Origin of the sequence: Streptococcus sp. CF8_Ac1-9, from assembly GCF_024295565.1 — a bacterium.
GTDB lineage: Bacteria > Bacillota > Bacilli > Lactobacillales > Streptococcaceae > Streptococcus > Streptococcus parasanguinis_X.
Window position 1 is genome coordinate 36822 of sequence record NZ_JANCOY010000006.1, and the last position, 12766, is coordinate 49587.

Genomic DNA, 12766 nt, shown 5'->3' on the forward strand with positions numbered 1-12766 from the left:
TGTGAATGCTGTCTTTTCATGCTATAATGGGAATTGAAATGTGAGGTAGCTTATGAAGGCAATTGATATACGTTTTTTATTGATGGGAATTTTTTTCTTGCTCTATGGGATTGTAAGAAAAAATATCTTTATTGTGATCGTTGGTGGGGCATTTTTACTCTATAGTTTTTATAGCAAGAAGATGGAGCCAACCAAGAAGAATATTTTTAAGCCAGAGCTTAAGCTTCGAGGGCCTAAGAAACCGAAATCGAAGAAAGGAAAGAAAAAATGAATCATTATCGTTTAAATAATGGGGTGGAGATTCCTGTATTGGGATTTGGGACGTGGAAAGCAGCGGATGGAGAAGAAGCCTATCAAGCTGTCTTAGCTGCTTTAAAAGCAGGTTATCGCCATATCGATACAGCTGCGATTTATCAGAATGAAGAGAGTGTGGGTCGGGCCATTAAAGACAGTGGTCTTGCGCGCGAAGACCTGTTTATTACCACCAAACTTTGGAATACTCATCACACCTATGAAGACGCTCAAGCTGCTTTGGAAGAGTCTCTTGAGAAACTAGGCTTGGACTATGTGGATCTTTATTTGATTCATTGGCCAAATCCAAAATCACTTCGAGAAAATGATGCTTGGAAACAACGAAATGCTGAGGTTTGGCGAGCAATGGAAGATATGCTAGCTGCTGGCAAGGTTCGGGCTATTGGTATTAGCAATTTTCTGCCTCATCATTTGGAAGCCCTCCTTGGAACAGCTCGGGTCATTCCGGCTGTGAACCAAATTCGTCTAGCACCTGGGGTTTACCAAAGTGAAGCCATTGCAGCAAGTCGCAAGCATGGCATTTTACTAGAGGCTTGGGGACCTTTTGGCCAAGGAGAATTGTTCCAAAATGAACAAGTAAAAGAAATGGCTACTAAATATGGAAAGACCGTCGCTCAACTAGCCTTGGCTTGGAGTTTGCAAGAAGGTTTCCTTCCATTGCCCAAATCGGTTACACCTGAGCGGATTGCGAGTAATTTAAATTGCTTTGATTTTGAATTGACAGCAGATGATGTGGAACTCCTTCGCCATCTTCCGGTTGAAGCAGGTGCACCAGATCCGGACACCAAAGATTTTTAAAAGGGAATTTCTATTCATTAATAAAAACCGAGGACAGTTTCGTTCTCGGTTTTTAAAATCCTTTCAATGATTAAATAATTTTAAAACAACAACAAAAACAGATGTTCTATAATACTTTCCCATTCTAATTTACAATTTTCCGAACGAAAATAAATTAATAGCTAGTAATATTCGTAAATGTTACATTTGTGTTACAATTTGTTTTTTGAATGAATTTTCAGATAATTTTGCGTTATAATAGTTACTATTAAAATAAAAGGGGAGTTTCTATGAATAGACAAGAACGTTTTTCATTAAGAAAATACAAATTTGGTGTAGCCTCAGTTTTATTAGGGGCTGTTTTGGTATTTGGATCTGCACAAGCGAGTGCAGAAGAACAAGCGGCCAGCCAAACGAGTGCTGGAACACAGCTTGTAGCCACTACTCAACAGGCACCTGCTGAAGAAGAGCATTCACAAGCAACAGAAGCAAGTACAGCAGTTGCTAGTGAGAAAGTAGAAGTTGCAAAAGAAGCAACAGTTGCTGCAAAGACAACGAATGCAACAGAAGCAGCTCTTGTTGAAAAAACAGAAGCTCCGAAAGAGGCAGCTACTGTTCCAGAAACAAAACCGGAAGTAGCGGAAAAACCTGTAGAAAAAGCAACAGCAGTGGCTACTGCGACAAGTTCAGAAACAACGAATCGCCATGAGGCAGCTGAAAAACCTCAAAGCATCGAAAGTGACGAAATTATTACTGTTCCCCAAACCTGGAAGCAAGGTTATAAAGGGGAAGGGATGGTTGTCGCCGTTATCGACTCTGGCTTGGATGTGAACCACGAGGTTCTTCGGATTACCGATCCTTCAAAAGCTAAGTTTAAAAACCAAGGAGAAATCGAAGCTGCTAAGAAAGCGGCAGGAATTGATTATGGTAAATGGTACAACGACAAGGTTGTCTACGCTTATGACTACTTTGATGGTACCGACAATATCAAAGAGGCCGAAAGAGATTCTCACGGGATGCACGTTACAGGGATTGCAACAGGGAATCCTGATAAAGAAGCAGGAAACGGTGAAAAGATCTATGGTGTAGCACCAGAAGCGCAAGTTATGTTTATGCGTGTCTTTTCAGATCGTCAAAAAACAACAGGATCTGCTCTTTATGTAAAAGCAATTGATGATGCTGTAGCTCTTGGTGCAGATACTATCAACATGAGTCTTGGCTCTACGACTGGTTCTACGGTCAATGCGGATTCAGATATTGTAGATGCCATTAAACGAGCGCGCGCTAAAGGCGTATCTGTCTTAATTTCTGCAGGAAATAGCAATACTTTTGGGAATGGTTATTCAAGACCAGCTGCAGAAAATCCAGATTACGGTTTGGTTGGAAATCCATCAACGGTAGAGGACTCTATCTCTGTTGCTTCTATCAATAACAACATCATTACAACAGAAGTTTTTGAAGTCAAAGGTTTGGAAGGCAATGCAGAAGCGGATAACGGAAAATTTGATTACAGTAAATCTGCTGCAGATGCTGATTTTGAAAAAGGCAAAGAATATGAGTATGTATCTGTTGGTCTTGGGAAAGAAGATGATTTCAAAGATCTAGATCTTACTGGTAAATTAGCGCTTATTCAACGTGGAGAAATTCCATTCACAGAAAAAATTGCTAATGCCCTCCATCATGGTGCAGTAGGGGCTTTGGTCTACAATAATGTGGAAGGATCAAACCTTGGAATGTCAATTGATGGGGATGCTAAGAAAATTCCATCTGTCTTTATTTCAAAACGCTATGGGGAAGCTCTTAAGGCAGGTTCCTACAAAATTGTCTTTAACAATACTATGGCCAACCGTCCATCTCCAGAAGCAGACCAATTGTCTGATTTCTCAAGCTGGGGTGTAACAACAGATGGTCAGTTGAAACCAGATGTCACTGCACCTGGTGGGAACATCTTCTCTTCTTTAAATGACAATACCTATGGGGATATGAGTGGTACTAGTATGGCCTCACCTCACGTAGCAGGTGTTGCAGCCTTGGTTAAAGAATACCTTGTGAAGAACCATCCAGAATTAACTCCAGAACAAGTTTCTGAAACAGTGAAAGCCTTGATCATGTCTACGGCTAAACCACACGTTAATAAAGAAACGGGTGCTTATACTTCTCCTCGTCAACAGGGAGCAGGGGTTGTTGACACAGCAGCTGCCGTTTCAACAGACTTGTATGTGACCGGTGAAAACAACTATCCAAGCGTCACTCTTGGTAATGTTGGAGATAGCTTTACCTTTGATGTTACGGTTCACAATATTTCAGATACCGATCGTACCTTGAAAATGTTGGTGAATACTGACACAGATGAAGTGAAGGATGGTAAATTTACCCTCCGTCCACGTAAATTGACTGAAACAGCTTGGCCTGAAGTAACTGTGAAAGCTCATAGCTCTGAAACGGTTACGGTGAAAGTCGATACAAGTAAATTCACAGAAGAATTGAGCAAAGAAATGCCAAACGGCTATTTCCTTGAAGGATTTGTTCGCTTTGTTGATCCGGCTGATGATGGAGATGTGGTCAGCTTGCCATTTATGGGATTCAAGGGAGAATTCCAAAATCTTCCCGCTGTTGAAAAGCCAGTCTATGATTTGGTTCGTGAAGGAAAAGATGGATTCTACTACCATATTCCAAAAGATTTGAATATCTCTTCTAGTGCGAATGTTTCTGCACTCGTCACCCAGCAAAATGACTTCCTTCTCACTCAAGGAAAACGAGACGGTCGTCGGATTACAGTCCTTGGTATTGACGAAAATGCAGAAGGAACTCACACCCTTCAACTAGATGAAAACGGAAATGTTCGCATTGCCATTTCACCAAATGAAGATGGAAATAAAGATTTCGTCGAATACAAGACAGTTGCCCTTAGAAACATTGAAAACCTTCGTGCAACTGTTTATGCAGCAAGTGATACGGAACATAAAAATCCATTGTGGGAAGGAACTCCATCTGACCATCGTAAGAACTTCTTCAACGGTGACCAAAAGAATCCACGCAGCTACACATTAGATAATACTGCTTGGAATGGTATTGATGCGAATGGGAATGCAGTAGCAGATGGTCTATATGATTATGTCATCCATTATACCCCAATGGTTCCTGGAGCTGAGGAGCAATCAACGACCTTCAAGGTTCGGGTTGATACTCAAAAACCAGTGATTACATCTGGCTATATTCGCTTTAAAGACGGAGCACAACAGTTTGTTGCACGTAAAGCCAAAGATGTTGGTGAAGGCGGTATTTTGACAGAAAAACTAGTTTATGTCACACCATTTGATGAACAAGGAACGATGGTCCAAACTAGTGATGATAAGAATGGGACACGTGCCCTTGAAAATTACCATGTCATTAAAGCGAATACAGATGGTAGCTTCGATCTTCCTGAAAACATCGATAAGAAGAATATCTACTACTATGTAGAAGACTTTGCGGGGAACGTAGATTATGTTTCACTAGCTGATTTAGTTCGGGATCAAAATAGTGGTCGGATTCAAATCGCAGTTCGTGACGCTAAAACGAACAAAGCTTTGGATACTATGTATGTTTACCGAATCAAAGATAGCAATGGTCAATATGTATCAGTTGACAAGACAAAAGATATTAACTTCTTGAACTTTGGTCATTACACTGCAGAAATCTTTACTTATGATCGTACAGAAGTGAAATTTGTCAGCAGCTTGACGCAAGAATTTGATTTGACAGAAGATAATAGTTTCCAAACGATCGCTTTTCTTGCCAATACTTTAGAATATGCACCAGTTAGCATCAGCTTTGATCAACCGGTTTCAAAAGCAGCTACGATCGTATTAAAAGGGGCAGATGGTGAAAACTTTGTCTTGCCTGCTGAAAAATATGGTAAAAATGGCTTTGGTAAATCTGTAGCGACTGGTCAATATACCTTGGTTGCAACTCTTCCTACAGGCTATGAACTAGCTGAGGAAGCACCAGTGATCTCAGTTGTCGCAGGGCGTAACAACAATTATCGTATTGGAGTGATCTCAAAAGTGGATCTCTTAGCTGCTTTGAACAACCAAGCAGATGTTACAAAGACAGCGCAATACTTCAATGCCAGTGTGGATAAGAAGGAAGCCTATGATCAAGCCTTGCAAGCTGCCCAAGCAGCCTTGACCAACAAGGTCAGTCAAGAGCAAGTCAACCAAGCTCTAGCTAGTCTTGAAGCTGCTAGCCAAGCTTTGGATGGGAAAGATTCAAACGTTGCGGCTTTGAAAGAAGCCATGCAAGCTTATGATGCTACGACTAAAACGGGTCGTTATGCTAATGCCAAAGAAAAAGTACGTCGCGACTACGATCGTGCTTTCCAAACAGTTGCCTTGCTTGCAGTTGATCCAACTGTGAAACAAGAACAAATCAATCAAGCACTTGCTGAGCTTAGCCGTGCGGAAGGAAAATTAAACGGGAAAGCAACTGATTTTTCAAGCCTTGAAAAATACATCAAGGAAGAATTGAAGTTCCAAGAAAAGAATGCTAAATTCATCTATGCTGGAAATGAAGAAAAAGAAGCTTACCTAGCAGCCTTCAAGGATGCGCAAACTATCCTTTCAAATCCAGGAGCAAGCCAACAAGATGTGAAAGATGCTTTGACAGCCTTGAAGAATGCCAAGAAAAAACTTCATGGTAAAAAACCAAAAGCTGCGAGACGTCCATAAGAAAAACAACCTTGTTTGTTAGCCTAAAATCCGTATGAAACGATTGTTTCATGCGGATTTTAATTTACAAGTCACTAAAAATCTGTTATAATACTAGTCAAGAAAGAAGGGCTTACGGCGTTTTTCTAGCGAGCTTGGGATAGTGAGAGCCAAGTAGAGCAAAGTAAGCAAGTGGCGCTTTCTCTCAGTAAAAAGCTGAGTAAAGTAAAATAAAATGAAGTAATAAATTAGGGTGGAACCGCGTTTCTGACGCCCCTAGGTCATAGACTTAGGAGCAGAGACACGGTTCTTTTTGTGTCCTAAGTCACAAGAAACTTTATGAATAAGGAGTAAAACATGTCTAAAAAATTGACTTTCCACTGCGTCAGTGGCAGAGATCTCCTTACAGTCGGACTGCCACACGCTCAGCACTAGGGTGCCTGAGCTAGACGCAGTACTAACTCGTCTTGCTTCGTGTAATCGACGGGGCAGACTCGTGTCGCAAGAAATCATTTAAATCAAGGAGTATTTAATGTCTAAGAAATTAACCTTTCAAGAAATTATTTTGACTTTGCAACAATACTGGAATGACCAGGGTTGTATGCTGATGCAGGCTTATGATAATGAAAAAGGTGCGGGAACCATGAGTCCTTACACCTTCCTTCGTGCCATTGGTCCTGAGCCATGGAATGCGGCTTATGTAGAGCCATCACGTCGTCCAGCAGATGGACGTTACGGGGAAAACCCAAACCGTCTTTACCAACACCACCAATTCCAAGTGGTGATGAAACCATCACCATCAAACATCCAAGAGCTCTACCTTGAATCATTGGAAAAATTGGGGATCAATCCTTTGGAACACGATATTCGTTTCGTTGAAGATAACTGGGAAAACCCATCAACTGGTTCAGCTGGTCTTGGTTGGGAAGTTTGGTTGGACGGTATGGAAATCACTCAGTTCACCTACTTCCAACAAGTTGGTGGCTTGACAACTGGTCCGGTAACTTCTGAGGTTACTTATGGTTTGGAACGTTTGGCTTCTTACATCCAAGAAGTAGATTCTGTTTACGATATTGAGTGGGCTCCAGGTGTTAAATACGGAGAAATCTTCCTTCAACCAGAATACGAGCACTCAAAATACAGCTTTGAAGTTTCTGACCAAGATATGCTTCTTGAAAATTTCGAAAAATTTGAAAAAGAAGCAGGACGTGCTTTGGAATTGGGTCTTGTTCACCCTGCCTATGACTACGTTTTGAAATGTTCGCATACCTTTAACTTGCTTGACGCTCGTGGTGCTGTTTCTGTTACAGAACGTGCCGGCTACATTGCCCGCATCCGTAACTTGGCCCGTGTCGTAGCCAAAACCTTCGTCGCAGAACGCAAGAAACTCGGTTACCCACTTCTCGACGAAGCCACACGCGCAAAACTCCTAGCAGAAGAGGAAGAATAAAAAGAGTTACAAGAATGGAAAATGGGCAAACAAAGTGAGCCCATATGGAACCCAGAGGCAAGTCGGAGACTTGCTAAAGGGATAGGCACCGCCGTACTGCTATATGGGGATTTTTGAAACGTGAGGTTCAAAAATCAGTTGGCTAAATCCACTTTGATGAGACCGTTGGAAATCGATGTCAAGAAGACAGAAGATTTCCCTACAGCCTCACAAAGTTAGTTAGCGACGTCCCTGGTACCTAAGGTGCCTATCAAAAAGAAGAATTTTGTAAAGGAAAAAACATGACAAAAAACTTATTAGTAGAACTTGGACTTGAAGAGTTGCCAGCCTACGTTGTCACACCAAGTGAAAAACAACTCGGTGAGAAAATGGCAGCCTTCTTGGATGACAACCGACTTTCATACGAAAGCATTCAAACCTTCTCAACACCACGCCGTTTGGCTGTCCGTGTGATTGGTTTAGCAGATCAACAATCTGATTTGACTGAAGATTTTAAAGGACCTTCTAAGAAAATCGCCTTGGATGCAGATGGAAACTTCTCAAAAGCGGCTCAAGGATTCGTCCGTGGAAAAGGCTTGACGGTTGACGATATCGAATTCCGTGAAGTCAAAGGTGAAGAGTACGTTTATGTTACGAAGCACGAAGCTGGAAAACCAGCTAAAGAAGTCTTGGCTGGCGTTCCAGAAGTGCTTGCTTCATTGACCTTCCCTGTCAGCATGCACTGGGCTAACAACACATTTGAATACATTCGCCCAGTTCACACCTTGATCGTTCTTTTGGGCGACGAAGCGCTTGACCTTGATTTCTTGGATATCCACTCAGGTCGTGTGAGCCGTGGACACCGTTTCCTTGGACATGAAGTAGAAATTACTAATGCGGATTCTTATGAAGAAGACCTTCGTACCGTTTACGTGATTGCGGATAGCAAAGAACGTGAAAACATGATTCGTGAGCAAATCAAAGCTATCGAGGCAGATCAAGGTGTTCAGGTCCAAATCGAAGAAGGACTTTTGAATGAAGTTTTGAACTTGGTCGAATACCCAACTGCCTTTATGGGAAGTTTTGACACCAAATATTTGGACGTTCCAGAAGAAGTTTTGGTGACCTCAATGGAAACGCACCAACGGTACTTTGTTGTACGTGACCTTGATGGTCAGCTCAAACCAAACTTCATCTCCGTCCGTAATGGGAACGCTGAGCACTTGGAAAATGTCATCCGAGGAAATGAAAAAGTCTTGGTGGCACGTCTTGAAGATGGTGAATTCTTCTGGCGTGAAGACCAAAAATTGAAGATTGAAGACCTCGTTGCTAAATTGGCGAACGTGACCTTCCATGAAAAAATTGGTTCTCTTTCAGAACACATGGCGCGTGCGGGTGTTATTGCAGCGTCACTAGCTGAGCAAGCTGGTTTGACTGCAGAAGAAACGGCAGCCGTCGCTCGTGCAGCTGAAATCTACAAATTTGACCTCTTGACGGGTATGGTCGGTGAGTTTGATGAATTGCAAGGAATCATGGGTGAAAAATACGCCCTTCTCGCTGGTGAAGATGCTGCGGTTGCGAGAGCTATCCGTGAGCACTACCTTCCTGATTCAGCAGACGGAGCCCTTCCAGAGACTAAGGTTGGTGCCATTCTTGCCCTTGCAGATAAATTGGATACCCTTCTTTCCTTCTTCTCAGTTGGCTTGATTCCATCAGGTTCCAATGACCCTTATGCACTTCGTCGTGCAACACAAGGGATTGTTCGTATCTTGGATGCCTTTGGTTGGCACATCCCTATGGATGAGTTGATTGACAGCCTTTACGGACTTTCATTTGATAGCCTTTCCTATGACAATCAAGTAGAAGTCATCAACTTCATCAAGGCGCGTGTGGACAAGATGATGGGACGCACACCAAAAGATATCAAAGACGCTGTTCTTGCTGGTTCAAACTTTGTCGTGGCTGATATGCTGGAAGCAGCTGAAGCTCTTTCAGAAGCTGCGAAGACCGATGGTTACAAGGCAGCTGTTGAATCCCTCTCACGTGCTTTCAACTTGGCAGAAAAAGCAGAGGCTTCAGTAGCAGTCGATGCCAGTCTCTTTGAAAATGATCAAGAAAAAGCCCTTGCTAAAGCGATTGAAGAGCTTGAATTGACCGGTTCAGCTAGCGACAAATTGGCTCAACTCTTTGCTCTGAGCCCAGTCATTGATGCTTTCTTTGACAATACCATGGTGATGGCAGAAGATGAGGCTGTTAAAAACAACCGTTTGGCCCTTCTTGCAGGTCTTGTAGCGAAAGCTAATAATGTTGCAGCCTTCAACCAATTGAACACAAAATAAGTACCTGATGACAGGTAGAAAGTAGGTTTTATTATGACACCTGAAAAAATCGCTCGGATCAATGAGCTGGCTAAAAAGAAAAAAACAGAAGGTTTGACTCCTGAAGAAGCAGAGGAACAAGCAAAACTTCGTGAAGAATACATTGAAGGTTATCGTCGTTCGGTTCGTCACCACATCGAAGGGATCAAAATTGTGGATGAAGAAGGTAACGATGTAACACCTGAGAAGCTACGCCAAGTGCAACGTGAAAAAGGTTTGCATGGCCGTAGTCTCGATGATCCTAATTCATAATCAAAAGAGTGCTGGAATAGACTCCAGCACTCTTTTGTATCTTTAAAATTCAGAATATTCTGGACCAGATTGACCAATTTTTAAAAACATGGTATAGTAGATTGTGTGAAAATTTGAAGTATACTTTTCTGAAAATGTACAGAAAAAGAATTGGAGTAATCATATGTCAAAAAAACATCATCCTAGTCAAGAAACCGAAAATGGGATGGTTCGTGGTCTGCAAAATCGGCATGTTCAGCTGATCGCTATTGCAGGAACCATCGGGACAGGGCTCTTTCTTGGAGCTGGTCGTTCCCTTTCTTTGACAGGTCCCTCTATTATTTTAGTCTATATGCTGACTGGCGCCTTCATGTACTTGATGATGCGGGCGATCGGAGAAATGCTCTATATGGACCCTGATCAACACACCTTTATCAACTTTATCACCAAGTATCTAGGAAAAGGTTGGGGTTATTTTTCAGGATGGTCCTATTGGGTCTCCTTGGTATTTTTGGGAATGGCAGAGATCACCGCTGTTTCCAACTATGTCCAGCTTTGGTTTCCAAATTGGCCAGCCTGGCAGATTCAAATTATCTTTTTAGCGCTTTTGAGTTGTGTAAACTTGATCGCTGTGAAGGTTTTTGGAGAGGTTGAATTCTGGTTTGGAATGATCAAGATTGTCACGATTTTAGCCTTGATCGCAACAGGGATCTTTATGGTGACGACGAATTTTGAAACACCAGCTGGACACGCTAGTTTAACCAATATTACTAGTGGTTTTCAAATGTTTCCAAATGGTTGGGTCAAGTTCGTCATGGCCTTCCAAATGGTCTTCTTTGCTTATCAAGCGATCGAGTTTGTTGGAATTACTACTTCTGAAACAGCTAATCCCCGCCAAGTATTGCCAAAAGCCATTAAAGAAATTCCAATCCGAATTGTAATCTTTTATGTAGGGGCTTTGTTGGCGATTATGGCTATTTTCCCTTGGCAACAGCTTCCCGTCAATAAATCACCATTTGTAACGGTCTTTCAGATGGTTGGAATCAAGTGGGCAGCAGGATTGATTAATTTTGTTGTACTGACAGCTGCTGCATCTTCCTTGAATTCCACCCTCTATTCAACAGGGCGTCACTTGTACCAGATTGCAAAAGAAACACCAAACAGCAAAGTGATGAATCGTTTGAAACTGAATAGCTTATCTCGTATGGGGATTCCAAGTCGCGCGATTATTTTTTCTGCGATTGTGGTTGCTGTTTCTGCCTTTATCAATGTCTTGCCAGGTGTCTCAGATGCCTTTGCCTTGATTACGGCCTCTTCTTCTGGTGTCTACATTGCTATTTACATTTTGACCATGCTTGCCCATCTTAAGTACCGTAAATCGAAAGAATTTATGCCAGATGGTTTTGTCATGCCAGCCTATAAAGTGTTGAATCCATTGACCATTGTTTTCTTCCTCTTTGTATTCGTTTGTCTCTTCTTGCAAGAATCAACATACATTGGAGCGATTGGAGCAACCATCTGGATCATTCTTTTTGGGATTTACAGCAATTGGAAACATAGTAAATAAACCGCAAAACTCACCCTTAGGTGAGTTTTTATTTCAGAGCTAGTTTGCTTTTTTTAAGAAATTTCTTGGAGTGATTAAAAGAAAAACAGAGATGGAAGAAATTATTTTTCTTCCATCTCTGTTTTTTGTCCTTGAATGGCTTTTTTGAACCACCAAAGTGAACCGACTAGGATCAGGGCAGCAAGCCAAAAAATCCAAGCCTCAATAGTGGTTAGAAAAAAGTAGAGAGCGATAGCATCGACCAATAAAAGTGGGATGAGAATCTGTTTTCTTATTTTCATAAGAATATTGTATCATAAATTCTAGAGGAAACAAATGAAATCAAGCCTTTCTAAGTATTTTGTAGGATCTGAAAAGGTCCGATAGGGTTAGTTAGTGAATTTTCTTTCAGGAGTGCATCTTGGTCCCATTTGTGGTAAAATAGTAAAGATATGAGTAAAGAATTTCATCATGTAACGGTTTTGCTTCATGAAACGATCGATATGCTGGATGTTAAGCCAGATGGGATCTATGTAGACGCCACATTGGGTGGGGCAGGCCACAGCGAATATTTGTTAACAAAATTAAATGAATCGGGCCATCTTTATGCCTTTGACCAAGATCAGCATGCAATTGAGAATGCTAAGATTCGTTTAGCTCCATTCATCGAGAAAGGCATGGTGACCTTCATTAAGGATAACTTTCGTCATTTGAAGGAACGTCTAAATGAATTGGGTGTGACTGAAATTGATGGAATCTGTTATGACCTAGGTGTCTCTAGTCCTCAGTTAGATGAACGGGAACGCGGATTTTCTTACAAGAAAGATGCGCCACTGGACATGCGGATGAATCAAGAAGCTTCTTTGACCGCCTATGAGGTTGTAAATAGTTACGATTACCATGATCTAGTCCGTATTTTTTTCAAATATGGAGAGGACAAATTTTCCAAGCAAATTGCGCGGAAAATTGAGCAAGCACGAGCAATTAAACCGATTGAAACAACGACTGAATTAGCAGAGATTATTAAATCTGCTAAACCAGCTAAGGAGCTCAAGAAAAAGGGCCATCCTGCTAAACAGATTTTCCAAGCCATTCGTATCGAAGTCAATGATGAACTGGGAGCTGCAGATGAATCAATTCAGCAAGCCATGGATTTGTTGGCCCTCGATGGTCGTATTTCTGTGATTACCTTTCATTCGTTAGAGGATCGATTGACCAAACAATTGTTTAAAGAAGCTTCGACAGTTGAGGTTCCAAAGGGGCTTCCCTTTATTCCAGATGATTTGAAACCAAAGATGGAGTTGGTCAACCGGAAACCTATTTTGCCAAGTGAAGAAGAGCTTGAGGAAAATAATCGATCTCATTCAGCAAAATTACGGGTTGCTCGAAAAATACACAAGTAAGA

9 protein-coding genes are annotated in these 12766 nt (G+C 41.7%); 8 read left to right on the forward strand and 1 reads right to left on the reverse strand.

All coding sequences use genetic code 11. The annotated features are described in order from the left end of the window. Positions 1-52 precede the first annotated feature (52 nt). The 7 genes from NML76_RS09060 to NML76_RS09090 all read left to right on the forward strand — a co-directional run bounded on the left by NML76_RS09060 (position 53) and on the right by NML76_RS09090 (position 11382). Positions 53-271, forward strand: coding sequence for a hypothetical protein (locus NML76_RS09060; protein ID WP_003018530.1), 219 nt, complete (start codon positions 53-55; stop codon positions 269-271). Beyond that, complete coding sequence (locus NML76_RS09065) at positions 268-1110, forward strand: aldo/keto reductase (RefSeq protein ID WP_254733340.1); 843 nt, start codon at positions 268-270, stop codon at positions 1108-1110. Before NML76_RS09060 ends, NML76_RS09065 begins: the two co-directional genes overlap by 4 nt. A gap of 269 nt (positions 1111-1379) precedes the next feature. Then, positions 1380-5798 (forward strand): S8 family serine peptidase, encoded by a 4419-nt coding sequence (locus tag NML76_RS09070; protein ID WP_254733341.1) that lies wholly within the window; start codon positions 1380-1382, stop codon positions 5796-5798. A gap of 511 nt (positions 5799-6309) precedes the next feature. Next, a complete protein-coding gene (gene glyQ, locus NML76_RS09075) occupies positions 6310-7227 on the forward strand; it encodes a glycine--tRNA ligase subunit alpha (protein ID WP_023920271.1) in 918 nt (305 codons plus the stop codon). A gap of 281 nt (positions 7228-7508) precedes the next feature. Beyond that, a complete protein-coding gene (gene glyS / locus NML76_RS09080; protein ID WP_254733342.1) occupies positions 7509-9545 on the forward strand; it encodes a glycine--tRNA ligase subunit beta in 2037 nt (678 codons plus the stop codon). Between the two features lie 33 nt (positions 9546-9578). Then, positions 9579-9836, forward strand: a complete 258-nt coding sequence (locus NML76_RS09085; RefSeq protein WP_254733343.1) for a DUF896 family protein — start codon at positions 9579-9581, stop codon at positions 9834-9836. Positions 9837-9999: 163 nt separating this feature from the next. After that, positions 10000-11382 carry an amino acid permease gene (locus tag NML76_RS09090; RefSeq protein ID WP_021154532.1) on the forward strand — a complete coding sequence of 461 codons (1383 nt, stop codon included), beginning with the start codon at positions 10000-10002 and terminating at the stop codon, positions 11380-11382. A gap of 101 nt (positions 11383-11483) precedes the next feature. Here NML76_RS09090 and NML76_RS09095 read toward each other — a convergent pair whose 3' ends face one another. Beyond that, complete coding sequence (locus NML76_RS09095; protein WP_042759811.1) at positions 11484-11663, reverse strand: hypothetical protein; 180 nt, start codon at positions 11661-11663, stop codon at positions 11484-11486. A 150-nt stretch (positions 11664-11813) separates the two neighbouring features. Here NML76_RS09095 and rsmH point away from each other — a divergent pair, with 150 nt between their 5' ends. Next, the gene (rsmH, locus tag NML76_RS09100; protein WP_003010377.1) at positions 11814-12764 is read left to right on the forward strand and encodes a 16S rRNA (cytosine(1402)-N(4))-methyltransferase RsmH; all 951 of its coding nucleotides are present in this window, start codon (positions 11814-11816) and stop codon (positions 12762-12764) included. Positions 12765-12766 lie beyond the last annotated feature (2 nt).